At 65.0% G+C, this 25,432-nt stretch carries 24 protein-coding genes and 1 pseudogene; 11 read left to right on the top strand and 14 right to left on the bottom strand.

The window, feature by feature from the left end:
• Nucleotides 1-43 precede the first annotated feature (43 nt).
• The 3 genes from RFN28_RS07165 to RFN28_RS07155 all read right to left on the bottom strand — a co-directional run bounded on the left by RFN28_RS07165 (nucleotide 44) and on the right by RFN28_RS07155 (nucleotide 2,232).
• The gene (locus RFN28_RS07165; RefSeq protein ID WP_040974555.1) at nucleotides 44-1,060 is read right to left on the bottom strand and encodes an ABC transporter substrate-binding protein; all 1,017 of its coding nucleotides are present in this window, start codon (nucleotides 1,058-1,060) and stop codon (nucleotides 44-46) included.
• Between the two features lie 87 nt (nucleotides 1,061-1,147).
• The gene (locus tag RFN28_RS07160) at nucleotides 1,148-2,038 is read right to left on the bottom strand and encodes an SMP-30/gluconolactonase/LRE family protein (RefSeq protein WP_320286668.1); all 891 of its coding nucleotides are present in this window, start codon (nucleotides 2,036-2,038) and stop codon (nucleotides 1,148-1,150) included.
• Complete coding sequence (locus RFN28_RS07155) at nucleotides 2,038-2,232, bottom strand: tautomerase family protein (RefSeq protein ID WP_320286667.1); 195 nt, start codon at nucleotides 2,230-2,232, stop codon at nucleotides 2,038-2,040. The genes RFN28_RS07160 and RFN28_RS07155 overlap by 1 nt, the downstream gene beginning before the upstream one ends.
• A gap of 148 nt (nucleotides 2,233-2,380) precedes the next feature.
• Here RFN28_RS07155 and RFN28_RS07150 point away from each other — a divergent pair, with 148 nt between their 5' ends.
• A complete protein-coding gene (locus RFN28_RS07150; protein ID WP_320286666.1) occupies nucleotides 2,381-2,719 on the top strand; it encodes a putative quinol monooxygenase in 339 nt (112 codons plus the stop codon).
• Between the two features lie 22 nt (nucleotides 2,720-2,741).
• Here RFN28_RS07150 and RFN28_RS07145 read toward each other — a convergent pair whose 3' ends face one another.
• Complete coding sequence (locus tag RFN28_RS07145; protein ID WP_320286665.1) at nucleotides 2,742-3,482, bottom strand: response regulator transcription factor; 741 nt, start codon at nucleotides 3,480-3,482, stop codon at nucleotides 2,742-2,744.
• Nucleotides 3,482-4,756 (bottom strand): GAF domain-containing sensor histidine kinase, encoded by a 1,275-nt coding sequence (locus RFN28_RS07140; RefSeq protein ID WP_320286664.1) that lies wholly within the window; start codon nucleotides 4,754-4,756, stop codon nucleotides 3,482-3,484. The genes RFN28_RS07145 and RFN28_RS07140 overlap by 1 nt, the downstream gene beginning before the upstream one ends.
• 230 nt (nucleotides 4,757-4,986) lie before the next feature.
• Between RFN28_RS07140 and RFN28_RS07135 the strand changes: the two are divergent.
• From RFN28_RS07135 to RFN28_RS07105, 7 genes and pseudogenes are all read left to right on the top strand, one after another.
• A pseudogene (locus RFN28_RS07135) lies at nucleotides 4,987-5,154 on the top strand (hypothetical protein); the annotation flags it as partial.
• Between the two features lie 125 nt (nucleotides 5,155-5,279).
• The gene (gnd, locus tag RFN28_RS07130; protein ID WP_320286663.1) at nucleotides 5,280-6,287 is read left to right on the top strand and encodes a phosphogluconate dehydrogenase (NAD(+)-dependent, decarboxylating); all 1,008 of its coding nucleotides are present in this window, start codon (nucleotides 5,280-5,282) and stop codon (nucleotides 6,285-6,287) included.
• A 16-nt stretch (nucleotides 6,288-6,303) separates the two neighbouring features.
• Nucleotides 6,304-7,680, top strand: coding sequence for a glucose-6-phosphate dehydrogenase (zwf, locus tag RFN28_RS07125; RefSeq protein WP_320286662.1), 1,377 nt, complete (start codon nucleotides 6,304-6,306; stop codon nucleotides 7,678-7,680).
• A gap of 15 nt (nucleotides 7,681-7,695) precedes the next feature.
• Nucleotides 7,696-8,400, top strand: coding sequence for an ROK family protein (locus tag RFN28_RS07120; protein WP_320286661.1), 705 nt, complete (start codon nucleotides 7,696-7,698; stop codon nucleotides 8,398-8,400).
• Between the two features lie 189 nt (nucleotides 8,401-8,589).
• The gene (locus tag RFN28_RS07115; protein ID WP_320286660.1) at nucleotides 8,590-9,051 is read left to right on the top strand and encodes a Ros/MucR family transcriptional regulator; all 462 of its coding nucleotides are present in this window, start codon (nucleotides 8,590-8,592) and stop codon (nucleotides 9,049-9,051) included.
• Nucleotides 9,052-9,156: 105 nt separating this feature from the next.
• The gene (locus RFN28_RS07110) at nucleotides 9,157-10,257 is read left to right on the top strand and encodes a pyridoxal phosphate-dependent aminotransferase (protein ID WP_320286659.1); all 1,101 of its coding nucleotides are present in this window, start codon (nucleotides 9,157-9,159) and stop codon (nucleotides 10,255-10,257) included.
• 157 nt (nucleotides 10,258-10,414) lie between these two features.
• The gene (locus RFN28_RS07105) at nucleotides 10,415-11,653 is read left to right on the top strand and encodes an MFS transporter (protein ID WP_320286658.1); all 1,239 of its coding nucleotides are present in this window, start codon (nucleotides 10,415-10,417) and stop codon (nucleotides 11,651-11,653) included.
• 97 nt (nucleotides 11,654-11,750) lie between these two features.
• On the opposite strand, the gene rplS is transcribed toward RFN28_RS07105, so the two are convergent.
• A complete protein-coding gene (gene rplS, locus RFN28_RS07100) occupies nucleotides 11,751-12,269 on the bottom strand; it encodes a 50S ribosomal protein L19 (RefSeq protein ID WP_278077800.1) in 519 nt (172 codons plus the stop codon).
• A 308-nt stretch (nucleotides 12,270-12,577) separates the two neighbouring features.
• Between rplS and RFN28_RS07095 the strand changes: the two genes are divergently transcribed.
• A complete protein-coding gene (locus RFN28_RS07095; RefSeq protein ID WP_320286657.1) occupies nucleotides 12,578-13,330 on the top strand; it encodes a sulfite exporter TauE/SafE family protein in 753 nt (250 codons plus the stop codon).
• On the opposite strand, the gene trmD is transcribed toward RFN28_RS07095, so the two are convergent.
• Nucleotides 13,312-14,010 (bottom strand): tRNA (guanosine(37)-N1)-methyltransferase TrmD, encoded by a 699-nt coding sequence (gene trmD, locus RFN28_RS07090; RefSeq protein ID WP_320286656.1) that lies wholly within the window; start codon nucleotides 14,008-14,010, stop codon nucleotides 13,312-13,314. The two genes, RFN28_RS07095 and trmD, sit on opposite strands and share 19 nt — an antisense overlap.
• Nucleotides 14,007-14,603: a ribosome maturation factor RimM gene (gene rimM, locus RFN28_RS07085; RefSeq protein WP_320286655.1), complete on the bottom strand. Its 597-nt coding sequence runs from the start codon at nucleotides 14,601-14,603 to the stop codon at nucleotides 14,007-14,009. The genes trmD and rimM overlap by 4 nt, the downstream gene beginning before the upstream one ends.
• A 99-nt stretch (nucleotides 14,604-14,702) precedes the next feature.
• On the opposite strand from rimM, the gene RFN28_RS07080 reads away from it, so the two are divergent.
• Complete coding sequence (locus RFN28_RS07080; RefSeq protein WP_320286654.1) at nucleotides 14,703-15,641, top strand: tyrosine recombinase XerC; 939 nt, start codon at nucleotides 14,703-14,705, stop codon at nucleotides 15,639-15,641.
• A gap of 341 nt (nucleotides 15,642-15,982) precedes the next feature.
• Nucleotides 15,983-17,047, top strand: a complete 1,065-nt coding sequence (locus RFN28_RS07075; protein ID WP_320286653.1) for a TraB/GumN family protein — start codon at nucleotides 15,983-15,985, stop codon at nucleotides 17,045-17,047.
• Nucleotides 17,048-17,712: 665 nt separating this feature from the next.
• Here the strand turns inward: RFN28_RS07075 and lpdA are convergent.
• The 6 genes from lpdA to RFN28_RS07045 are packed head-to-tail and all read right to left on the bottom strand — an operon-like array spanning nucleotide 17,713 to nucleotide 25,335.
• The gene (gene lpdA, locus RFN28_RS07070; protein ID WP_320286652.1) at nucleotides 17,713-19,119 is read right to left on the bottom strand and encodes a dihydrolipoyl dehydrogenase; all 1,407 of its coding nucleotides are present in this window, start codon (nucleotides 19,117-19,119) and stop codon (nucleotides 17,713-17,715) included.
• Between the two features lie 24 nt (nucleotides 19,120-19,143).
• Nucleotides 19,144-19,899: an SDR family oxidoreductase gene (locus tag RFN28_RS07065; protein ID WP_320286651.1), complete on the bottom strand. Its 756-nt coding sequence runs from the start codon at nucleotides 19,897-19,899 to the stop codon at nucleotides 19,144-19,146.
• A complete protein-coding gene (locus RFN28_RS07060; protein WP_430677486.1) occupies nucleotides 19,896-20,396 on the bottom strand; it encodes a hypothetical protein in 501 nt (166 codons plus the stop codon). The genes RFN28_RS07065 and RFN28_RS07060 overlap by 4 nt, the downstream gene beginning before the upstream one ends.
• A gap of 24 nt (nucleotides 20,397-20,420) precedes the next feature.
• Nucleotides 20,421-21,002 carry a hypothetical protein gene (locus tag RFN28_RS07055; RefSeq protein WP_320286650.1) on the bottom strand — a complete coding sequence of 194 codons (582 nt, stop codon included), beginning with the start codon at nucleotides 21,000-21,002 and terminating at the stop codon, nucleotides 20,421-20,423.
• Between the two features lie 10 nt (nucleotides 21,003-21,012).
• Nucleotides 21,013-22,299 (bottom strand): 2-oxoglutarate dehydrogenase complex dihydrolipoyllysine-residue succinyltransferase, encoded by a 1,287-nt coding sequence (gene odhB, locus RFN28_RS07050; RefSeq protein ID WP_320286649.1) that lies wholly within the window; start codon nucleotides 22,297-22,299, stop codon nucleotides 21,013-21,015.
• 48 nt (nucleotides 22,300-22,347) lie between these two features.
• A complete protein-coding gene (locus RFN28_RS07045) occupies nucleotides 22,348-25,335 on the bottom strand; it encodes a 2-oxoglutarate dehydrogenase E1 component (RefSeq protein WP_320286648.1) in 2,988 nt (995 codons plus the stop codon).
• Between the last annotated feature and the right edge of the window lie 97 nt (nucleotides 25,336-25,432).

The following is a 25,432-nucleotide window of genomic DNA, read 5'->3' as shown; positions in this document are numbered from 1 at the left end:
TCAACGATATCCGGTTGGCGATGCGGCTGGCAATGTCGCGCCGCTATTGCTTGATGTTGGCCTTGATGGCCGCGGTGGCCTCTTCCTGGGTGTATTCGTGGGTGGCGACGCCGCCTTCCTTGATCTTTGGCAGCGCGGCCTCGAAATCGTCCTGGGTGAAGGCGAGATAGGGCACCAGGAGGTCGTGCGGAATGTCCTTGCGGCCGTCGAGCACCTGCTGCGCCACCCAGAAGGCGAGCGTCGACACACCAGGCGCGATCGAGGCCGACCAGGTCTTGTAGCCGTCCTTTTCCTTCTGCTCCTTCCACCACTTCAGCTCGTCCTGGCGGTTGCCCATGATGATGGTCGGGCGCGGCTTGTTGGCGGCGGCGAAGGCCTGCGCGGCGCCATAGCCGTCACCGCCCTGGTCGACGATGCCGACGACATCCGGCAGCGATGGCAGGATGGTCGCCACCGCTTTCTGCGCCGTGGTCTGGTCCCAGTCACCGGTCACCGAGCCGACGATCTTGAACTCGGGATGGGCGGCGACGCCTTCAAGGATGCCGGCATGGATAGCGTCGTCGATCGAGGTGCCGGCCAGCCCGCGGATCTCGAGCAGGTTGCCGCCCTTCGGCTGGAACTTGGCCATCTGCTCGACTTCCTGCTTGCCCATGTCCTTGAAGTCGACGACGACGCGGTAGGCGCAGGGCTCGGTGACGATGCCGTCGAAGGAGACGACCACGATGCCGGCGTCGCAGGCTTGCTTGATGGCGCCGTTGAGCGCATCCGGCGAAGCGGCGTTGATGACGATCGCGTCATAGCCCTGCAGGATCAGGTTCTGCACCTGCGCGGCCTGGGTCGGCACTTCCTTGTCAGCGGTGGTGAAGACATCCGCCGCGGCGACCACCTTGTCCTCGACCGCCTTCTTGGTGACGATGCCATAGCTGTCGAGCATCGCCTGGCGCCACGAATTGCCGGCATAATTGTTGGAGAAGGCGATCTTCTTGCCGCTCGTGTCGGCAAGTGCCGTGCCCGAGGCGAGCATGGCGGCAAAGGCGCTCAGGACCAGTAGTTTCTTCATGTCATTATCCTCCCAGATGTGTTGACTGCTGCACTTCCATCGGCCTTGCGGGCCGGCTTCACTCCAATCCGATCCGAGCCTGCTCGCTCAAAACAGTCTCAGTCCCGGCACCCTGACCCTCAGCCGGTAAAGCGACGTCGAGGCGGCAATATAGAGGCTCCTCAGATCGTCGTCGCCGAAGGTGAAATTGGCACAAAATTCCGGCGTCGCAATGACGCCGAGAAGGTCGCCGGAAGCGTCGAAGACATGGATGCCGCCGGGCCCGGTGCAATAGAGATTGCCCCGGCTGTCGATCTTCATCCCGTCCGGAGAACCCGGCGCATCGCCTTCCGTCACCGCCCACACCGCGCCGCCATTGAGATCGCCGTTCGCCTCCACGCCGAACACCCTGATGTGGCCGCGCTCGGTGTCGTTGACGAAGAGCCGCGATTCATCAAGCGAGAAGCAGAGCCCGTTGGGCTGCGCGAAATCGTCGGCGACGAGCGTCAGCCGAGCGCCGTCGCCGTCGATCCGGTAGACACCCTGGTGAGGCAGCTCCTGCGGCCTCGGCACGCCGTAGAATTCCGCCCGGCCGTAGGTCGGATCGGTGAAATAGACCGAGCCCCCGGTGGCAACGACGATGTCGTTCGGACTGTTGAGCTGCATCCCCCGGTAATGGGTGGCGAGAACCGTCGTCGTGCCGTTCGGCTCGGCTCGGGTGACGCGGCTGGTGGCGTGCTCGCAGGTCACCAGTCGCCCCTGCCGGTCGAGCGTGTTGCCATTGGCCATCTGGCTCGGTTCGCGAAACAGTTCGATCTCGCCCGAGGCGCTGCGCCGGTACATGCGGCTTTGCGGAATGTCGGAAAAGACCAGCCATTTCTCGTAAGGGTGCCATACCGGCCCCTCGATGAAGCCGTAGCCCGTGGCGAGCCGCTCCATCGCCGCATTGCCGACGACGTCGCCAAAGCCGGAATGATGGGCGCGCGCCGGGATCGACATCACGAACCCTTCGGCTCGCGCACGGGCTTGCCGGCGACGAACCAATCGCTGCCCGGAACATCCTCGATCACCACCCAGATGGCTTCCTTGGGCAGTTCGGCGACTTCGCTGATCGCTTCCGTGACGCGGCGGGAGATCTCGTTCTTGCGGGTTTGCGAATGACCCTCGAGTATCCGTATGCTGACGAACGGCATGGCGCTTCCCCGGGATTCTTGTCTTCTTGTTCTTGTCAGACAAAAGCGTAGTCGGGATGGAAATCGGGCGATAGCGGCCTAAGCGCAGCACCGACTGTGGTTTTGCACAGTCGGTGCCGGCAACACTGCTGCAGCGGGAGAACGAGAGATGGCAGAGCGACGCGGGGGGCCGATCGTGCGAATTGCGGAACTGGAGATCGACGCCTCCCAGGTCGATAGCTTCAGGACCTTGCTTGCCGAAGAGATCGAGGCCTCCGTGCAGAGCGAGCCCGGCGTGTTGTTCCTCCACGCGGTCTCGATAAAGGGTGCGGCCGAAATGGTGCGCGTGATCGAATGCTACGCCGATCAGTCCGCCTACCAAGCCCACCTGACCGCGCCGCACTTTCTCAAGTACAAGGCGCAGACGGCTGATATGGTCAGGTCGCTTCGGCTGATCGAAACCGAGCCGATCGCTCTGAGGGCCAAGAGCAATCAGAATCCTAGCTGAGCCTGTTCGCCCATTGCGGGACTTACTGCTGCTGCAACGGCGCGGCCTGCGCGAGCCAGGCGTCGAGCTGTTCCTGCTCGCGCCGCAGCGCGTCGATGTTGATCAGGCCGCGCGCCATGGCGAGATAGATCGCGCGGGTGCGCGAATTGAAGACCGACGCTTCGCCGGCGCCCTCCTCCGGCGGCACGATGCCGAGCTTGTCGTAGACATGCTTGATGCGGCTCTGCGCGCCGCGGATCGACAGGCCGCGCCGCGCCGCGATCGCCCGGTCGGTGAGGCCGAGCGCGATGTCGATCAGGCTTTCATACTCGCCGTCGGTGATGCCCTCGAACCGGTCCTGGACCCGATGCTGGATGCCGCGGATCTCTCGGTCGATGATGCAGTGCCCCTCGCGGAACACGCCGCGCAGCGCCGAGCGCATGCCTTCTTCCGTCGCCGATTTCAGCACATAGCCATAGACCGATCCCGGCGGCACGATGCGCGCCACGCCTCGCACATAGGCTTCGTCGGCGAAGTTCGACCAGAACAGGATATGCGTGCCGGCGCGCCGGCTCCAGATGGCGCGGGCCACCTCGATGCCGGTCGCCTTGGGCAGCTGCAGGTCGAGCACGACATGCGGCGGCTCCCGCTCGGTCGCAAGGTTGATGGCGTCCTCGCCGTCGCCGGCCTCGATCACCTCCACGTCACCCGGCCACAATTGCTCGACGGTGCGCCGCGCGAAGGTGCGGTGCAGGCCGTCATTTTCCGCGATCATGACCAGCATCACACCACCTCCGCCACCGGCCGGCCTTCGGCCGTGACACTGCGCGTCGAGGCCTTGTCTCCCAGGGGCTCGCGGTCGATCTCGACGACGACCCGGGTGCCGCCCTTGCGGCTCGCCGGCTCGAAACGCAGCCGCGCCCCGACAAGGGCTGCCCGCGTATGCATATGGCCGATGCCCCCTTGAGCGGCGGGGTCGACCGCGCCGCAGCCGTGGCCGTCATCGGTGACGGTCACGCTGAATGTGCTTGGCGTGGAAGCCAACTGGACCTCGATGCGGCTCGGCCCGGCATGGCGCACCGCATTGTTGATGGCTTCCTGGACGATCCGGTAGAGCGCAGTGCGCAGCGTTTCCGACAGGCTGTCGGCGCTGCCGTCGCTGGTATCGGCGATGCGTACCGCGATCGGCGGCTTGGCTCTCGCGACGCTGCGGTTGAGATGCGCCTCGACCGCGTCGCGCAGGCCGAACAGCTCCAGGACGCTCGGCCGCATGTCGTCGACGATGTGGCGCAGCTCCGCCAGGCAGCCCGCCACCTCCTGCTCGAGATCGGCAAGCTGGGCCGTTCGCGCCACGCCCCGGCTGCGGAAGGCCGAGACCTGGCGCGCGATGCGGGCGAGGTCGGCGAGAGTCTGGTCGTGCAGGTCCATCGCCATGCGGCGGCGCTCGCGCTCCATGCCTTCGGTCAGTTGCGAGGCACCGACCCTCAGCAGCTCCGCCCGGTTGCGCGCCTCGCTTTCGGCCAGCATGGCGCGGCGCGCCTCCTCGGTCTGGATCAGCGCGAAAATATAGGGCGCAATGAGGTCGGCGCATTGCTGGGCGATCTCGACATCCGCCTGCGTGAAGCAGCCGGCCTCGTGCCGGCTGATGTTGAGCGCGCCGATGACGCTGCCGCGCGCTCTCAGCGGCACGATGATGCGGCTGCGCAGCTTGGCGGCGAAGATCGGCCCGTCGAACGCTCCCTCGAAGTGAAAGCGGTCGTCGACAAGCGCGTTGCCGGACAACAGATAAGGCGTCTCGCCCCGCAGCACGCGCCGGATCGGACTGCCCTCGACCGGATGCTGCGCCAGATCGCTCCAGCTGGTGTGGAAGCCGGCCTCGTAGCAGGCATGCATGCGCCCATCGAGCGAAAGCACCGCCAGATCGATATGGTCGTGCGGGATGAGCGTGCCGATCTCGATCGCCGTCGCCCGGAATGCCGAGCCCGGATCGATATGCCCGGCGAGCGCCCGCGAGATCGCGAGCAGCCGGTCGATCAGCTGGGGAGATACCTCCGACATGTCTCCTCCCTTGCCGCCTGACGGATGCGCGGAAAGGTGCGCAGCACCCGCTGTACGCGCGGCTCCAAGTTCCGTTTTCCAGCAGTCCTCCCTGCTCGTGAAATAGTAGTGAGCGCTTGACGGTGCCGCTGTCAACGATGGCTCGCGTAGCGTCAGGGCAATCAACTTCGGGTGCGGCGATTGAAAAGCCGCCGGTACCTGGTCTAGGAACGAGGGCAGGAGGCCGATCGATGGCAACGACGTCCACTGTTGCTCATGGCGCTCCGGGGATTCCGGCGCGCTGGACGTCAAGCGCCAAGAGCGGCGTCGGCACTGCGCTTTCGGCGAAAAGCCCGCTCTGGTTCACCATCAGTCACGCCATTCTGAACGAGATCTATTATCCGACCTGCGGCCGGGATCGACGATCGGCTGCACTTTTTTCTGGCCTGAAGCCAGCCGTTGGGAGAATGTCGACTTCACCGTCGGCGTCGATCCTGTGAATGGCGCGTAAGATTTTCTTTCCTCCAGCTGTTAGGATCACACCATGCAGATCGGAATGATGGGACTGGGCAGGATGGGCGCCAACATGGTGCGGCGCCTGATGCGCGACGGCCATGAATGCGTCGTCTACGACATCAACTCCGCAAGCGTCGCCGGCATGGTCAAGGATGGCGCCATCGGCGCCGCCTCGCTGGAGGAGTTCGTCCTCAAGCTTGCCAAGCCGCGCTGCGCCTGGCTGATGCTGCCGGCCGCGATCACCGGCAGGATCGTCGACCAGGTGGCGGCGCTGATGGAGCCGGGCGACATCATCATCGACGGCGGCAATTCCTACTATCACGACGCCGTCGACCAGGCGGCGAAGCTGGCGACCAAGGGTATCAGCTTTGTCGATGTCGGAACCAGCGGCGGCGTGTGGGGGCTGGAGCGCGGCTACTGCCTGATGATCGGCGGGCCTGATGAGGCCGTCCAGATCCTCGATCCGGTCTTTGCCTCCCTGGCGCCCGGCGCCGATCCGGGCAGCAATCCGCCCAAGGATGCCGGAACCGCACCTTACGGCTATCTGCATTGCGGGCCGAGCGGCGCCGGCCATTTCGTCAAGATGGTGCACAACGGCATCGAATACGGCGTCATGGCCGCCTATGCCGAAGGCATCAACATCCTGAAATCGGCCAATGCCGGCAAACGCGACCGGATGGCGGACGCCGAGACCAGCCCGCTGGAAAACCCGCAATACTACCAGTTCGACATCGACCTCGCCCAGGTGACCGAGGTCTGGCGGCACGGCAGCGTCATCGGCTCCTGGCTGCTCGACCTCACCGCCGGCGCTCTGAAGAACGACCCCGCACTCGCCCAGTTCGGCGGCCGCGTCTCCGATTCCGGCGAAGGCCGCTGGACGCTGAAGGCGGCGATCGACACCGGCGTTCCGGCGCCGGTGCTCTCCTCGGCGCTGTTCGACCGCTTCTCCTCGCAAGGCGAATCTGCATTCGCCGACAAGCTTTTGTCCGCCATGCGCTATGCCTTCGGCGGCCATATCGAGAAACCGAAGGCGTGAGAGCGGGAGAGACAGGATGAACCAGGAGAGGTCCGACACGCTGGTGCTTTTCGGGGCGACCGGCGACCTGGCCCACAAGAAGATCTTCCCGGCGCTCTACCACATGGTCGCCAAGGGGACGCTGACCGAGCCGGTGATCGGCGTCGCCTTCGAGCCCTGGGACATCGGCATGCTGGTGGACCGCGCCCGTGACGGCGTCGTCAATGCGCTGGGCGCCGTCGACGACAAGGTGTTCGCCAAGCTCGCCTCGCTGCTGCGCTATGTCAGCGGCGACTATCGCGACCCGGCCACATTCGAGAAGCTGAAGACGGCGCTCGGCTCGGCGCAGCGGCCGCTGCATTACATGGCCGTGCCGCCCACGATGTTCGAGATCGTCGTGCAGGGTCTGGAGCACTCCGGCACCGCGCGCGGCGCGCGGCTGATGGTGGAAAAACCCTTCGGCCACGACCTGCAGTCGGCGCGCTGGCTGAACCGGGTGCTGCATCTGGTGTTCGATGAACGCTCGATCTTCCGCATCGACCATTACCTCGGCAAGGAAGCGATCCAGAACCTGCTCTATTTCCGCTTCGCCAACTCCTTCCTCGAGCCGATCTGGAACCGCAATTTCGTCGAGAGCGTGCAGATCACCATGGCCGAGGATTTCGGCGTCGAAGGACGCGGCCGCTTCTACGACGACGTCGGCTGCATCCGCGACGTCATCGAGAATCATCTGCTCAACATCCTTTTGCTGCTCGCCATGGAGCCGCCGGTCGGCCGCTCGGCCGACGACCTGATCGACGAGAAAGTGCAGGTGCTTCGCGCCATCCGGACCCTGACCAAGGACGATGTCGTGCGCGGGCAGTTCGACGGCTATCTGGCGGAACCGGGCGTGCGGCCGAACTCCCCGGTCGAGACCTTCGCCGCGGTGCGTTTCTTCGTCGACACCTGGCGCTGGCAGGACGTGCCCTTCTTCATCCGCGCCGGCAAGAACATGCCGGTGCACGCCACCGAAGTGATCGTGCGGCTGAAGCGGCCGCCGCTCGACGTCTTCGACCCGATCAAGCCGGACGACGCCAACTATGTTCGTTTCCGCATCGATCCGCAGGTGGCGATCTCGATCGGCGCGCAGCGCAAGGTGCCTGGCGACGACATGATCGGCGAGCAGGTGGAACTGACGGCGCTCGACGACACGAAGGGCGATATGCCGCCCTATGAGCGGCTGATCGGCGACGCCATGAACGGCAACGGCCAGCTCTTCACCCGGCAGGATGCGGCCGAGCTTGCCTGGCGCATTGTCGGCCCGGTGCTTGGCGACACCGCCTCGCCGCAGATCTATGCGCCGAAAACCTGGGGACCTGTCGAGGCCATGGAGGGCTTCGGCCCGCCCAATGGCTGGATCAACCCGACGAAATAATCTGGAGGCAACGGGATGGCGAAAGCGGCAAAGCCGGCTGCGGCGAAGGGTGAGCAGATCGTGCTCGCCATCGACGTCGGCGGCTCTCGCGTGAAGATCCTCACCAGCGCCGGCGGCGAGGTGCGCCGGGCCGAGTCCGGTCCGGACCTGACACCTGAGCAGATGGTCGCCTCGGTAAAGAAGCTGGCGGAGGGCCTGAACTACGATGTCATTTCGATGGGCTATCCGGGCCCGGTCAGGGACAACAAGCCTTCGCTTGATCCCTTCAATCTCGGCAAGGGCTGGAACGGCTACGATTTCGCCGCCGCCTTCGGCAAGCCGGTCAAGGTCGTCAACGACGCGCTGCTGCAGGCGATCGGCAGCTATGAGGGCGGCCGCATGCTCTTCCTCGGCCTGGGCACGGGTTTGGGTGCCGCGATGATCCTCGACAATGTCGGGCAGCCGCTGGAGCTTGCCCACCTTCCCTACAAGAAAGGCTTCAGCTTCGAGGATTATGTCGGCGAGCGCGGCCTAGCAAAGCACGGCAAGAAAAAATGGCGCAAATACGTTTTCGATGTCGTAAACAGGCTTCGCGCCGCCTTGCAGCCGGACTATGTGGTTATCGGCGGCGGCAATGTCGACAAGCTCGATGAATTGCCTGAAAAATCCAGACGAGGGGACAACACTCGCGCCTTCGAAGGCGGATTTCGACTGTGGCGCGACAAGGCGCTGATCGTCTGATATTGTTACATTTCAGTATAGTTGTTCAAAATAACGTGTAACCGCGCGACTGATCGTTGCGCTGGCCAGATTTGCCGACTAGGAATTCGCCGGCCTGCGGCACCGCGCATCATCCCGAGCGCGAAGGACGCGGCAGCGCTCTATTACAATCCCGATTTTCGCGGCCATGCGGCATAGAGGAGGAATGACGTGGACGAGGACACCAACACAGCCAAGGAAGCCGACCTGCTGGAGCTTACCGCTCACATCGTGTCGGCTTATGTGGCGAAGAACCGGCTGCCCGCTTCGGGCCTGGGCGAGCTCATCGCCAGCGTGGCCTCCTCGATCGGCGGGCTCAACCGGCCGCCGGCGCCGCCGGCATCCCCGCTCACGCCTGCCGTCAATCCTCGGCGTTCGGTGACGCCGGACTACATCATCTGCCTCGAGGACGGGAAGAAGTTCAAATCGCTAAAGCGCCATATCGGCGTGCATTTCGGGCTGACCCCGGAAGCCTACCGCGCCAAATGGGGCCTGCCCGTGGACTATCCGATGGTCGCCCCCAATTATGCCGCCTCGCGCTCCGAGCTCGCCAAGTCGATCGGTCTCGGCCGCAAGGCGGAAGCCGCGCCAGTGAAGCCCGCCAGGGGGCGGAAGGCCAAGGCGCCGGCCTGAGACGCCCCTGTCTGCACCAACGGTTTGCGAAGCCTGCCGGCGAATCCGCCTTGGCAGGCTTCCTGCTTTTATGGCTTGGATACACCTGATTGGGAGAGCACGGCCATGAACTACGCCAGGATGGTGATCGAGAAAGAGGCGCCGGAAGAATACGGCTACGACCGCATCCGCTACAACCTCTCCGAAAGCTCGATCGCCGACCAGAAACTCTCCGACATCGGTCTTACGCTGCCCGACCTCACCTTGTTCTATGGCGAGCATCGCGGCGAAAAGGAATTGCGCGCGTTGATCGCAGCACAAGACGAAGGCCTCTCGCCTGACGACGTGCTGGTGACCGCGGGTGCCGCCGGCGCGCTGTTCATCATCGCCACCTCGCTGCTCTCGGCCAACGATCATCTGGTCGTCGTGCGGCCGAACTACGCCACCAACATCGAGACGCCGAGGACGATCGGCTGCGCCATCAGCTATGTCGATCTCGACTTCGACGAGAGCTTCGCGGTCGATGTCGAACGCATCGCCGCGGCCGCGCGGCCGAACACCAGGCTGATCAGCGTCACCTGCCCGCACAACCCGACCGGCATGATGATGACGCGCAGCGATCTCGACGCGCTGATTGCGCTCGCTGAGCGCCGCCGCTGCCGGCTGCTGGTCGACGAGACCTATCGCGACCTCTCCTATGGCGAGCGGCTGCCTTCGGCGGCGTCGCTCAGCCCGGCCGCCATCAGCGTCTCCTCGCTGTCCAAGGCCTTCGGCATTCCAGGCATCCGCATCGGCTGGCTGGTCACCCGGGACAGGGAGCTGCAGGAAACCTTCCTCGCCGCCAAGGAGCAGATCGGCATCTGCGGCAGCGTCATCGACGAGGCGATCGCGCGCGCCATGCTCGAGCGCCGCGACGCCTTCCTCAAGTCGCTGCTGCCGGACATGGCGAGACGGCGCGACATCGTCCAGGCTTGGATCGACGGCGAGCCGCTGGTCGACTGGGTGCGGCCGCAAGGCGGCGTGGTCGGCTTTCCGAGGCTGAATGTCGATGCCGGCTTCGACCTCGACCGGTTCTACACCAGGCTTCTGGAAGAGCATGGCACGTATGTCGGCCCCGGCCACTGGTTCGAGATGCCGAAGCGTTTCTTCCGCGTCGGCTTCGGCTGGCCGAAGGAAGCGGAGCTGCGCGGAGGGCTGGAAGCGATCTCCGCGGCGTTGAGGGGCTAAACTTCTTCCATCGCGAACGATAATTCCGGATTTCTGTCATCCAGCGCCGATTTTCTGCGCGCGCGGCAGGACGAACTGGGCTAAAGGGGTTCTGGCCGGACCAGCGCCCGCCGTGGAAGTGCCCCGCCGGCCAACGCCAAAACGGGGCCCTTGGACCATGACCGCCGAAGCAACTTCACCTGAACAGCGCTACGCCGCTTTCCGCCACCGGCCGTTCCTGAGCTACTGGACGGCGCGTTTCCTCACCACCTTCGCGACCATGATCGTGTCCGTCGCGGTCGGCTGGCAGATCTACGACCTGACGCGCGATCCTTTCGATCTCGGCATCGTCGGCATCGTCCAGTTCCTGCCGTCGCTGCTCCTGGTGCTGGTCACCGGCGTCGTCGCCGACCGCTTCGGCCGCCGTCTGATCATGACCTTGGCGTCACTGGTCGAGGGCGGCTGCGCGCTCGCTCTCCTGCTGCTGACCTTGCGCGGCCTGACCAGCCCGCTGCCGATCTTCGCCGTGCTTGTCCTGTTCGGCATAGCGCGTGCCTTCTACGGGCCGGCATCGTCCTCGCTGTTCGCCAACCTGGTGCCGCAGGAGGATTTCGCCAACGCGATTGCCTGGAATTCCTCCGCCTGGCAGACGGCGACCATCGTCGGCCCGCTCGCCGGCGGCCTGCTCTACGGCCTTTCGGCGGAGATCGCCTATGCCACGGCGGCGATCCTGATGCTTATCGCCGCGCTGCTCGTCTTCACCATTCCCAAGCCCGCTCAGCAGACGGCAACCGACAAGCCGACGATGCAGACCTTGTTTGCCGGCTTCGGCTATATCTGGAGCGAGAAGATCGTGCTCGGCGCGATCTCGCTCGACCTCTTTGCCGTGCTTCTGTCGGGCGCCTCGGCGCTGCTGCCGGTCTATGCGCGCGACATCCTGGAGCTTGGCCCCTGGGGCCTCGGCCTGCTGCGCTCCGCGCCGTCCATCGGCGCCATCTGCGTTGCGGTATGGCTCGCAGGTCACCCGCTCCGCGACCATGCCGGCGTGATCATGCTCGGCGCCGCTGCGTCTTTCGGCGCCTTCACGGTGCTGTTCGGCGTCTCGACCATCACCTGGCTGTCGATCGCGGCGCTTGCCTTGCTCGGCGCCACTGACATGTTCAGCGTCTATATCCGCGAGACGCTGATCCAGCTCTGGACGCCGGACGAGGTGCGCGGCCGCGTCAACGCCGTCAACCAGGTCTTCGTCGGCGCCTCCAACGAGGTCGGCGAGTTCCGCGCCGGCACCATGGCGGCGCTGATCGGCACCGTGCCTGCGGTGGTTGTCGGCGGCATCGGCGCCGTCGCGGTCGCGGGGCTCTGGGCTTACCTGTTCCCGGCGCTGCGGCGGGTGCGGCACCTCAACAGCAGGAACTGAAAGCGTGTCGCGCTGACGGTGGGGTGTCGCCAAATGAAAAAGGCGGCCGAAGCCGCCTTTCCAAAACAGTCTGTCCCGAAGGACCGGTTCGGGAGCCTTATTCGGCCGACGCGGACTCGGCGGCCTTTTTCTCGGCGGCGTCCTGTGCGGCCTTCTCGACGGCCAGCGCCTCGGCGGCGGCGACCTTCTCGGCCTCGATGCGGGCGCGCTCGGCGTTGAGCGCATCACGCTCCTCGTCGTTCAGCTTGCGGGCGCGCACGCCGGTGTTTTCCGAAATGCGGGCCGACTTGCCGCGACGGTCGCGCAGGTAATAGAGCTTGGCGCGGCGCACCTTGCCGCGGCGGACGATCTCGACGCCCTCGACCATCGGCGAGTAGACCGGGAAGACGCGCTCGACGCCTTCGCCGTAGGAAATCTTGCGGACGGTGAAATTCTCCTGGAAGCCGGATCCGGAGCGGGCGATGACGACGCCCTCATAGGCCTGGACGCGGGTGCGGCTGCCTTCGGTGACACGCACCTGGACGCGCACGGTGTCGCCGGGCTGAAATTCGGGCAGCTTGCGCTTGGCTTCGATCTTGGCGGCCTGCTCGGCCTCGAGCTGACGGATGAGGTCCATCTCAAATATCCACTTCTTGTTCTTCCGACAGCCAGAGCGTCCTCGACTCGCCTTGCAGTTCCATTGACCGCTCGGCTATGCCCTTTGCGTTAAGCATCGGACAGGGACGGCTACACCGCCATTGTTGACGGGTCCAGAAGACCGTTCTTCCGGTTCGGGCGGCCACATACAGCTATTTCGGCGTTTTGTCACGCCTTTGAGGTGTATTTTTTGCGCCTATGGTACCATCCAATTACCGCCGTGCCGGGTTGCGCGAGCCCCGCAAGCTTTCTAAGCCGGGAAAAGTATCTGTCCCGGGCCTTCCCTCAATGACGTTCTTCGATGCCGTCCTGCTCTTCCTCGCGGGTTTTGCCTCGGGCGCCGCTAACGCGGTTGCCGGCGGCGGCACCTTCCTCACCTTCGGCGCCATGACGCTGGTCGGTCTGCCGCCGATCGTCGCCAACGCCACCTCCTCGGTGACGCAGCTGCCGGGCTACATCACCTCGACGCTCGCCTATTGGACCGATATCCGGCATTTCTGGCGCGGCGCCCTGCTGCTTTGCCTGATCTCAGCGCTCGGCGCCCTGGCAGGCTCGCTCATCCTGCTCGCGCTCTCCAACCCATCCTTCCGCGCCCTTGTGCCCTGGCTGCTTATTGCCGCCACCGCCCTGTTTGCCGCCGGGCCATGGCTGAAGCCGGCGGCGGGACCGGAGCACCAGGCCTCGGTCGGCTCGCTCGCCGGTTCGATCGCTCAGTTCGCGACCGCGGTCTATGGCGGCTTCTTCGGCGCCGGAATGGGCGTCATGATGCTGGCGACCCTCGGGATGACGCAGTCCGGCGACTATCATCGCCTGAACGCCTTGAAGAACATGCTGTCCATCGTGATCGCGATCGTCGCCATCCTGGTTTTCGTTTCCGGAGGCGTGGTCGCCTGGCCACAGGCGATGGTCATGATCCCGGGCGTCGCGCTTGGCGGCTATGCCGGCGTGTGGATCGCCAAGCGAGTGCCGCAAGGGGTGGTGCGCAGCTTTGTCGTCGCCGTCGGCCTGTTCCTGGCCTTTTACTACTTCAACAAGGGGTGAGTCGCGAGCAGATCCGGCCGCCGTTCCCGGGTCAGCTTCTCCGCCTGGGCGCGCCGCCACTCGGCGATCTTCTTGTGATTGCCGGAGGTCAGCACCTCTGGAATCTGCCGGCCCTCGAACTCCTGCGGCCGCGTGTAATGCGGATGTTCGAGCAGGCCATTCTCAAAACTCTCTTCCTCGCCGGAGACGGCATTGCCCATGACGCCGGGCAGGAGCCGCACCACGGCGTCGAGCAGCACCAGCGCCGCCGGCTCCCCGCCCGACAGAATGAAATCGCCGATCGAGACTTCCTCCAGGCCGCGCGCCTCGATCAGCCGCTGGTCGACGCCTTCGAAGCGGCCGCACAGGATGACGGCGCCCGGTCCGGCGGCGAGGTCCCGCACGCGGGCTTGCGTCAGCGGCAGGCCGCGCGGGCTCATCAGCAGGCGAGGGCGCGGATCGCCCGGCGGCGAGGCGTGATCGATGGCCTTGGCCAGCACGTCGGCGCGCATCACCATGCCGGCGCCGCCGCCTGCCGGCGTGTCGTCGACCGTGCGGTGCTTGTCGGTGGCAAAATCGCGGATCTGGATCGCTTCCAGCGACCATGTGCCGGCCTCCAGCGCCCGGCCGGCGAGCGACAGGCCGAGCGCGCCCGGAAACATTTCGGGATAAAGCGTCAGCACCGAGGCGGCAAAGCTCACCGGTTGCCCCCGGCATCCTTCGGTCCGCGTGGCCGTCCCTTCGGGTCGAAGCCGGAATGGCCCGCAGCCTCGCCCTCCTCTTCATCGACCAGCCCCGCCGCCAGCGGATCGACCTGGACGAAACCGTCGGCGATCGACACATGCGGCACCGCGGCCTGGGTGAACGGGATCAGCACGCCCTTGCGGCCGGCGAGCGTGACATCGAGTATGTCGCCGCCGCCGAAATTGTGCACGGCGACAATCCGGCCGATGGCCCCGGTATCGTCCCTGACCTCCAGGCCGATGAGGTCGGCGTGATAAAACTCGTCCTCCTCGCCGTCATCCGGCAGCATCGAACGATCGACGAACAGCTCGGTGCCGGCAAGCGCCTCGGCGGCGTTGCGGTCGTTGACGCCCTTGAAGCGCACGACCACGACCGTGCCGGCCGGCCTGATGTCGAGGATCTGGAAGGTGCGGCCGTCCTTGGTATGGAGCGGCCCGTAATCGGCGAGCGCCAGCGGGTCGCCGGTGAAGGTCTTCACCCGCAATTCGCCCTTGATGCCGTGCGCGGCGCCGATCACGGCCATCTGAACGGGGTTCTCGAGCTTCGACATCGGCAGCGTTTTCCTTTGCCTTGCTCTAACCCTCCCCGGCCGCCATTTCAATGACGCGCTCTTCACCGCTTCCTAACCTGCCGAGCGGAAAATGCCGGCATGCAGGAATTTCTCATCCCGGCGAAGCCCGACCTTCAAGCGGCGCGCGAGACCTGGCTGAAGATGCTAGCGCGCGAGCGCCGGCTGTCGCCGGAGACGGTCGAAGCCTATGAGCGCGACACGCGCCAGTTCCTGCATTTCCTGACCGGACATTGCGGCGGCCCGCCGGGCATCTCCGACATCGCCGACCTGCGGCCGGCCGATCTGCGCGGCTTCCTCGCCGCACGCCGCAACGCCGGCGCCGGCGCACGCACGCTGGGTCGCGGGCTTGCCGGCATCCGCTCGCTGCTGCGCTTTCTGGAAAAGCGCGGCCTAGTCAACGCCGCCGGCGCGGCAGCGCTTCGCGCGCCGCGCCAGCCGAAGTCGCTGCCCAAGCCACTGACGGCGAGCGATGCAAAACAGGTCGTGGCCGTGGAAGGCCAGCTGGCGGAAGAACCCTGGATCGCCGCCCGCAATGCCGCCGTGCTGACGCTGCTCTACGGCTCCGGGCTGCGCATCTCGGAAGCGCTGGGCCTCGCCGGCGCCGATCTCGCCATGGAGGCCGACACCGTGCTGCGCGTCACTGGCAAGGGCGGCAAGACGCGGCTGGTGCCGTTGCTGCCGGTGGCGCTGAGGGCGGTTGCCGAATACCGGCGGCTGTGCCCCTTCCACATAGACCCCAAGGGCCTGTTGTTTCGCGGTGCGCGCGGCGGCCCGCTCAACCCGGCGATCGTCCAGCGCGAGATGGCGAAGCTGCGCTCGGCGCTCAACCTGCCGGACACTGCCACGCCGCACGCCTTGCGTCATTCCTTCGCCACGCATCTGCTCGGTCGCGGCGGCGACCTGCGCACCATCCAGGAGCTGCTCGGTCACGCCAGCCTGTCGACAACCCAAGTCTATACCGGCGTCGACACCGCAAGGCTGCTCGACATCTACGAACGGGCGCATCCGCGGGCGTGAAGCATCTGGGGTTCTGCGAAGCCTGCGGACTTCGTCATACCAGGGCGAAGCAGGAGCGAAGCTCCGTCGCGGAGACCCTGGTATCCATGCCGTGACCTCGCGCGAAGAGCGCAGCGGAGAAGAATTCTGCACCGTAGCATCGCTCACAAGTAATGGCATGGATCCTATGGTCTGCGCCGCGTCGCTTCGCTCCTTGCTCCGCCATAGGATGACGACACGATGGGCTTCAGCCAATCGTCAAACATTCCATCCGACAGCTCAAACGAATTGCCACCACACTGGAAACAATTTCATCCCCCAATTAACGGTTTTGCCGCTTTTGATCGCTAAGACGCTTTCTCATGAAACGCGTCATCGCCATCGCCGACCGCGCGGCTCTTGTCTCGTTGAAGCTGCTTGCAGCGCTCAACGTGCTGTTTTTCCTGTCGTTCCTCCTTGTCCTGCTCTTGGCGGGCAGGGCGCATGCCGAGGTTCCCGCCTGCGGCGGAACCGATCTGCTGGCAAGCCTCGAGAAGAGCGATCCTGCCGCCTTCAAGAAGGTCGAGACCGAGGCGGCCGCGGTCCCAAACGGCAGAGGCCTGCTGTGGAAGCTGGAGAAATCAGGCGAAAAGCCGTCCTATCTCTTCGGCACCATGCACATCACCGATGCGCGCGTCACCACGCTGCCGGCCGCGGCCCGGAAAGCCTATGACGGCGCCGACACCATCATCATCGAAACGACGGACGCACTCGACAAGGCCAAGATGATGGCCGCCATGGCCGCCGAGCCCGGCCTGATGATGTTCACCGACAACACCACGCTGTCATCGCTGCTCTCGCCCGAGGACGCGGCGGTGCTGAACAAGGGGCTCGACGCGCGCGGCATTCCGCCCCTCACCGTCGCCAAGATGAAGCCATGGATCCTGTCGGCCATGGTGGCGCTGCCGGCCTGCGAGGTGGCGCGCCAGGCCGCCGGCGCGCCGGTGCTGGATGTCAAGCTCGCCTCCGAGGCCAAAGCGTCCGGAAAGGATGTCGAGGGACTGGAAACCGCCGCCGACCAATTGCGCGCCATGGCCTCGCTGCCGCTCGCCTACCACATGAAAGGGCTGGTGGAGACCTTGAAGCTTGGCGACAAGGTGAACGATGTCAACGAGACCATGATCGTGCTCTACCAGCGCGGCGAGGTCGGCATGTTCTGGCCGCTGTTCCGCACCGTGCTGCCCGATGCCGAAAACGATAAGGCCGGCTATGCCGCCTTCGAGCAGACCATGATCACCAGCCGCAACAAGGTCATGGTGGAGCATGCCGGGCCGATTCTGGCCAAGGGTAATGCCTTCATGGCGGTCGGCGCCCTCCATTTGCCCGGTCCTGACGGGCTGGTCGAAGATTTCCGCAAGGCGGGGTATATTGTTACCGCCGTCAACTGAGTCGTCTGGCGGCTGGGGAGCGGAAAATGCCGGTTTTTCAGCGCTTTCCGCGTGCCCGCGTGAAACCCAATTCAGGGTTGCGCGTTGATGGCTGTTGATTGAAGCCTTTCATTCCAAGGAGGACACGATTCATGGCGAATCCTAACGACCCCTTCACCCCTCCGAGCACGCCTCCCTCGCGGGGCGGCGGTGGCAGCGGGTGGCTGATCGCCCTTGTTGTCATTATCCTGGCCATTGTTGCGTATTATGTTTTTGGCAGAACCGGCGGCGAAAAGGCCCCGGCGCCCGCCGAGCCGCCGGCCGCTACCACGCCGGCCCCGGCGCCCGCACCGGCAACTCCGGCTCCTGCGCCGGCACCTGCAACGCCTGCTCCGGCTCCCGCGCCTGCGCCAACTCCGGCACCTGCCCCGGCCCCCTCGCCGTCCCCGGCTCCGGCTCAGTAATCAGGCCCAGCCTAACGATGAACGGCCCGCTGAAAGGCGGGCCGTTTTGTTGTGCGCCAGAGACATCGCCACGCCTTTATCGCCTTGGGCATAACGACGCGAAGCGGAGGTCCATGCCGCGACCCATCAGCGTCGCGGCGGTGGAGAACTTTGAAACGTCGGCGGGACAGCGACCCCCTGTCCTGCCGCGTTCCTCGACCGAGGGCGCTCGGCCAATATCGCCTAAATATGGATCGGCTTGAAGAACGTGGCCAGCGCCGCTTCCTTCACCGCTTCCGACATCGTCGGATGCGCATGGCAGGTACGGGCGAGGTCTTCCGATGAGCCGCCGAATTCCATCAGCACCGCCGCCTCGTGGATCATCTCGCCGGCGCCGAAGCCGACGATATGGACGCCGAGCACGCGGTCGCTTGCCTTGTCGGCCAGGATCTTCACGAAGCCGTCGGTGTGCAGCATGGCGCGCGCGCGGCCATTGGCGCTGAACGGGAATTTCCCGGCCTTGTAGTCGATGCCGGCCTTCTTCAGCTCCTCCTCGGTCTTGCCGACGGAGGCGATTTCCGGACTGGTATAGACGACGCTCGGGATCACGTCATAGTTCACATGGCCGGCCTGGCCGGCGATCGTCTCGGCCACCGCCACGCCCTCGTCCTCGGCCTTGTGCGCCAGCATCGGTCCGGCGATGACATCGCCGATGGCATAGATGCCGGGCACGTTGGTCCTCAAATGCCCGTCGGTCTTGACCCGGCCGCGCTCGTCGACTTCGACGCCCGCTTCCTTCAGCCCAAGACTGTCGGCATAGGGGCGCCGGCCGGTGGCCACCAGCACCACGTCCGCCTCGATCGTTTCCGCGGCACCGCCCCTGACCGGCTCGAAAGTGATGCTGGCGCCCTTCTTCGACGTGGCGACACCGGTGACCTTGGCCCCTAACTTGAAGTCGAAACCCTGCTTGGAAAGCAGCCGCTGGAACTGTTTTGAGACCTCGCCGTCCATGCCGCCGAGGATGGTGTCGAGGAACTCGACGACCGTGACCTTGGCGCCGAGCCGCGCCCAGACCGAGCCGAGCTCCAGCCCGATGACGCCGCCGCCGACCACCACGAGATGGCCGGGCACCTTGGCCAGCGACAGCGCGCCGGTGGACGACACGATCACCTTCTCGTCGAAATCGACCTTGACGCCCGGAATGCCGGCGACGTCGGAGCCGGTGGCAATCACGATGTTCTTCGTCTCGATCTCCTCGACCTTGCCGTCCTCGCCGATGACCGACACCTTGCCGGCGCCGATCACCTTGCCGGTGCCGCGAAAGGAATCGATCTTGTTCTTCTTGAACAGGAAGGCGACGCCACTGACGTTCGACGCCACCGTTGCATCCTTATGCGCCAGCATCTTCTTCAGATTGAGCTTCGGCGCGCCGACCTCGACCCCCAACATATCGAAGGTATGGCCGGCTTCGGCGAACATCTCGGAGGCGTGGAGCAGGGCCTTCGACGGGATGCAGCCGATGTTGAGGCAGGTGCCGCCGAAGGTGGCGTTCTTCTCGACCACCGCCGTCTTCAGGCCGAGCTGCGCCGCCTTGATGGCGCAGACATAGCCGCCCGGTCCCGATCCGATGATTACGACGTCATAAGCCATGAGACTGTCCTTCTTATCCGGCCTTCAGCGGCCGCCGCTCACATTGAGGATCGCGCCCGTTATATAGGAGGCCGTGTCCGACAGAAGATAGAGAACCGCGCTTGCGACCTCATCGGCCGTGCCCGCCCTTTTCATCGGCAGCATATCCTGCATCCGCGCCACACGGTCCGGCTGGCCGCCGGAGGCATGGATCTCGGTCTCGGTGATGCCGGGGCTGACCGCGTTGACGCGGATGCTTTCCAGCACCACCTCGCGCGCCAGCCCGATGGTTAAGGTATCGATCGCGCCCTTGGAGGCGGCGTAGTCGACATATTCGCCGGGCGAGCCCAGCCCGGAGGCTGCGGAAGAAATATTGACGATGGCGCCGCCCTTGCCGCCATGCCGGGTCGACATGCGCTTCACCGCCTCGCGGGCGCAGAGGAAGGAGCCGACGACGTTGATGCGCATCATGCGCTCGAGCCGCGCCGCGCTCATTTCGTCGACACGCGCCTTGACGTCGACGATGCCTGCATTGTTGACGAAGGCGTCGAGCCGGCCGAGGGCCCGGTCCACAGCCTCGAACATCGCCACCACATCGGCCTCGCTACCGACGTCGCCCTTGACCGCGAAGGCCTCGCCGCCGGCGGCTTCGAGTTCTGCGACCAGCGCATCGGCCGCAGCCTGGTTGGAGACATAATTGACCGCCACCTGGTAGCCGGCCTGGCTTGCCTGCCGGCAGATGGCGGCGCCGATGCCGCGGCTGCCGCCGGTGACCAGCAGCGTCTTCTTGTCCGCGCTCATTCCTGGCAGCCTTTCAGGGCAAAGACGTCCCACGGCACTTTGGAGAAGCCGGCGGGACCGTAAGCGGCCGACATTTGGAGCGACGGCCCGAGATCGGGAAAGATCAGGCTTTTCGGCGCATCGGCGCCCTCGGCCGGCAGCAGTCCGATGTTGCCCTTCTCATCGGCACTGTAGATCACGCCTTCCCAGACTGTGCAGGCGGCAAGCTCCTCGCCGGTGACGTCGCCGGTCGGGCATTTGTACATCAGCGAGCCGTGCGGGCGCGAGGCGGAGCCCTCAGTCCACATGGCGATGCCGTCGAGCACGGTATTGTTGTCGAGGATCATGCGGAAGGTGTTGGTGATCGTCGCCGAAGTGCCGGTCCGGGTGAAATCGATCTCGGCCCCGCTCTGCGCCTCGCCATAGACCGCGAGCTGGATCGGACAGGCGGCATTGGCTGTCCCCGCGACTACAGCCGCGCCGATGGCTATCGATGCAGCCGACACGCTCTCTGACAGGAAGGAACGGATCGCCACTGTTATCTATCCACCCTGAACGCTCTCATCGAGGATGAATACCGAAGACAAGAAGTAGTCTATCTCGAAGACAATGTTTTTATCGCCATCGATGGGAATGGTGCTCACTTCGTACTTAAGCGTCAGGCGGCGAAATCCTTCCGTCAGCTCGATATAAATGTAGCGCTCATTGCCGCCGCCAATTGCCCACTTGAATTCGCTTTTGTTTAGGAACTGCAATGCCTTGGGCAGAGTGTGTATGGCTATCGGTTTGCTACCGGCAAAAATTACCGGATGTCGGCCCAGATCGACGTCCAGATGGCCGTGCCAAGTCGCCATCATTCCACTTGCCTGTAGTATTCCGACAATGGGGTTGACGCTAATAGACCTCAACCGAAAGTCAGGGCTGAAAAAGAACTCGCAATTCGTGCCGTAGATACACCAAGCCGACGTGGTATCCTCGCGGCGATAGTGATCGTCGGCCCGCAGATCTTCTGGATCTATCAGGCATCGAATTGCTTCACGGCTGCTTACGCCAAGTTCGATCGGCCCCGCCCGACCTGTCGTCAGAAGTTCGAACAGATCAAATGGCTCGACAGGCTCGGCCATTCCGGATCACTCACAGATCCAGCACCAGCCGCTCGGGGTCCTCCAGGCTTTCCTTGACACGCACCAGGAAGGTCACGGCTTCCTTGCCGTCGACGATGCGGTGGTCGTAGCTGAGCGCCAGATACATCATCGGACGGATGACGATCTGGCCACCGACCACCATCGGCCGCTCCTGGATCTTGTGCATGCCGAGGATGCCGGACTGCGGTGCATTGAGGATCGGCGTCGACATCAGCGAGCCATAGACGCCGCCATTGGAGATGGTGAAGGTGCCGCCTTGCATGTCGGCGACGGAGAGCTTGCCGTCGCGCGCGGCGAGGCCGAGCCGGCCGATCTCCTTCTCGATCTCGGCGATGGACATCTGGTCGGCGTTGCGCACCACCGGAACCACCAGTCCCTTGTCCGTGCCGACGGCGACGCCGACATGCGCGAAATTCTTGTAGATGATGTCGGTGCCGTCGATCTCGGCATTGACCGCCGGGATCTCTTTTAGCGCATGCGTTACCGCCTTGGTGAAGAAGCCCATGAAGCCGAGCTTCACGCCATGCTTCTTCTCGAACACGTCCTTGTATTTGGCCCTCAGCGCCATCACCGCGCTCATGTCCACCTCGTTGAACGTGGTGAGCATGGCGGCGGTCGACTGCGCCTCCTTGAGGCGGCGCGCGATCGTCTGGCGCAGCTTCGTCATGCGCACGCGCTCCTCGCGCGAAGCATCGTCCGGCGCGGACGGGGCGCGGGCCGCCACGGGCGCAGGAGCGGGTGCCGCCTTCAGCGTCTCGGCCGGCTGCGAGGGCGCGCCCTTGGCGATGGCGTCGAGCACGTCGCCCTTCAGCACCTGGCCGCGCTTGCCCGACCCGGAGAGCTGTTCGACCGAGAGATTGTGCTCCGCCATCAGCTTGGCCGCGGCCGGCGCCGGCGGCATGGTGCGCGGCTCGATCGGACCGTTGTCGCCGGCGATCTTGGCGGTCTCGGCCGATGCCTGCTTGACCGTGGACGCAGCGTCCGGGCTCGAAGCCTGCGCTACCGCTTGCGGCTTGGTCGCGGGCGCGGCCGCCTGGCCGCCGGCGGCAATGGAGCCGAGCAGCGCGCCGACATTGACCGTTTCGCCTTCCTTGACCGTGATCTCGGAGAGCGTTCCGGCGCTGGCGGCAGGCACTTCCACCGTCACCTTGTCGGTTTCGAGCTCGACCAGCGGCTCGTCGGCGGCGATCGCGTCGCCGACCTTCTTGAACCACTTGCCGACGGTCGCCTCGGTGACGGATTCGCCGAGTGTGGGGACGCGGATTTCGGTAGCCATTGTGCCTGTCCGTTTGTCTCTTCTTGAGGTCTGTTTCGTCCGGTCTGCCTACTCGCCGAGCGCGTCGTCGAGCAAGGCGGCGAGCTGGCTGAGATGCTTCGACATCAACCCGGTCGCCGGCGAGGCCGAAGCCGGCCGGCCGGTGTAGCGCACCCGCTGATGCTTGGCGTCGATATGCGCCAGCACCCATTCGAGATAGGGGTCGATGAACGACCAGGCGCCCATGTTCTTGGGCTCCTCCTGGCACCACACCATCTCCGCGTTGCGGAAGCGCGACAGCTCGGTGATCAGCGCCTTGGCCGGGAACGGGTAGAGCTGCTCGACGCGCAGCAGATAGATGTCGTTGATGCCGCGCTTCTCGCGCTCCTCGTAAAGGTCGTAATAGACCTTGCCCGAGCAGAGCACGACGCGGCGGATCTTGGAGTCCTTCACCAGCTTGATCGGCTGGTCGGCCAAGAGCTGCGCGTCGTCCCACAACAGCCGGTGGAACGAGCTTTCGCCCGCCATTTCCGACACCGCCGACACCGCCCGCTTGTGGCGCAGCAGCGATTTCGGCGTCATCAGGATCAGCGGCTTGCGGAAGTCGCGCTTCAACTGCCGGCGCAGGATGTGGAAATAGTTTGCCGGCGTGGTGACGTTCGCCACCTGCATGTTGTCCTCGGCGCAGAGCTGCAGGAAGCGTTCAAGGCGCGCCGACGAGTGCTCCGGTCCCTGGCCCTCATAGCCATGCGGCAGCAGGCAGACCAGGCCCGACATTCTCAGCCACTTGCGCTCGCCGCTGGAGATGAACTGGTCGAACACCACCTGGGCGCCGTTGGCGAAATCGCCGAACTGCGCTTCCCAGAGAGTCAGCGCCTTCGGTTCGGCCAGGCTGTAGCCGTATTCGAAGCCGAGCACCGCCTCCTCCGACAGCATCGAGTTGATGACCTCGTAGCCGGCTTGCGCCGCCGACAGGTTGTTGAGCGGAATGTAGCGGGTCTCGTCGCGCTGGTCGTAGAGCACGGAATGGCGCTGCGAGAAGGTGCCGCGCTCCGAATCCTGACCCGAGAGCCGGATCGGATTGCCGTCGAGCAGGATCGCGCCGAAGGCCAGCGCCTCGGCCGTCGACCAGTCGATGCCCTCGCCGGACTCGATCGCCTGGCGACGGTTCTCGAGGAAGCGCAGGATCGTCTTGTGCGCCTCGAAATCCTTCGGCACCTCGGTTAGCTTCTTGCCGATTTCCTTCAGCGTGCGCACTGGTACGGCGGTCTTGCCGCGCCGCTGTTCGTCCTGGTTGTCGGCCGTGCGCAGGCCCGACCACGCGCCGTCCAGCCAGTCGGCCTTGTTCGGCTTGTAGGACTGGCCGACTTCGAATTCGGCCTCGAGATGCGCGCGCCAATCGGCCCGCATCTTGTCGACCTCGGCCTGGGTGACGTGGCCTTCGGCGATCAGCCGGTCGGCATAGATCTGCACCGTCGTCTTGTGACTGCGGATGCTGCGGTACATGATCGGCTGGGTGAAGGACGGCTCGTCGCCCTCATTGTGGCCGAAGCGGCGGTAGCAGAACATGTCCACCACCACCGGCTTGTGGAACTTCATGCGGAATTCGGTTGCCACCTTGGCGGCATGCACCACGGCTTCCGGGTCGTCGCCGTTGACGTGGAAGATCGGCGCCTCGATCATCTTGGCCACATCCGACGGATAGGGCGAAGAGCGCGAGAAGCGCGGGTTGGTGGTGAAACCGATCTGGTTGTTGATGATGAAATGCAGCGTGCCGGCGACGCGATGGCCGCGCAGGCCGGAGAGCCCGAACATTTCGGCGATCACGCCCTGGCCGGCAAAGGCGGCGTCGCCATGCAGCAGCAGCGGCATCACCTTGGCGCGCTCCGCCAACGGCACGATCTCGCCGCGCTCGCGGCCGGCGAGCTGGTCCTGCTTGGCGCGCGCCTTGCCCATCACGACAGGGTCGACGATTTCCAGATGCGAGGGGTTGGCGGTCAGCGACAGATGCACCTTGTTGCCGTCGAACTCGCGGTCCGACGAGGCACCGAGATGGTACTTCACGTCGCCCGAGCCCTCGACATCGTCCGGCGCGGCCGAGCCGCCCTTGAATTCGTGGAAGATGGCGCGGTGCGGCTTGGCCATCACCTGGGAGAGCACGTTGAGGCGGCCGCGATGCGCCATACCGAGCACGACCTCCTTCAGGCCGAGCTGGCCGCCGCGCTTGATGATCTGCTCCAGCGCCGGGATGAGCGACTCGCCGCCGTCGAGGCCGAAGCGCTTGGTGCCCTTGTACTTGACGTCGATATATTGCTCGAAGCCCTCGGCCTCGATCAGCTTGGCCAGGATCGCCTTCTTGCCGGTGGCGGTGAAGGTGATCTCCTTGTCGGCGCCTTCGATGCGCGCCTGGATCCAGGCCTTCTCCTCGGGGTCGGAGATGTGCATGAACTCGACGCCGAGCGTCGAGCAATAGGTGCGGGCGAGGATGTCCAGCATCTGCCGGATGGTGCCGAATTCGAGCCCGAGCACATTGTCGAGAAAGATCGGCCGGTCGTAATCGGCCTCGCTGAAGCCGTAATTCTCCGGCGACAGCTCGTTATAGTCCTCGAGCGGATTGGCGATGCCCAGCGGATCGAGTTTGGCGTGCAGGTGACCACGCATGCGGTAGGCTCGGATCATCATGATGGCGCGCACGGAATCGCGCGTCGCCTGATGCACGTCGAAATCGGAAAGGACAGCGCCGTTGACGACCGCCTTCTCCTTCACCTTCTTTTCGATGTGCTTTTCGACAAGGCCCCAATTGCCGTCGAGTGCCGAGACCAGCTCGCCATCGGCCTGCAGCGGCCAGGAAGGCTTTGCCCAGGAGGCGCCTTTGGCGTTCTTGCGGACATCGCCGGCGTCGTCCTTCAGCGTCGCGAAGAAATTCCGCCATTCTGGATCGACGGAGGCCGGATCGTCCTCATAGGCGGCATAGAGCGCGTCGATGTAATCGGCATTGCCGCCATAGAGGAACGAGGTGAGCGAGAATTGGTCGTTGGCCTGATCTTGTCTTGCCATTTTCGTCTGCGGAGCCTGGCTCCGTCTCCTGTTCGGAGGGGAGTAAGGGAATAGGGGAGTAGGGCAGTAGGGAAAGTGGCAATCGTCGCCGCAGGTC

The organism is Mesorhizobium album (genome assembly GCF_033977205.1).
Classification (GTDB): Bacteria; Pseudomonadota; Alphaproteobacteria; order Rhizobiales; family Rhizobiaceae; genus Mesorhizobium; species Mesorhizobium album.
Note: the sequence above shows the minus strand (reverse complement) of the source record. Positions and strands in the feature narration are given on the sequence as shown.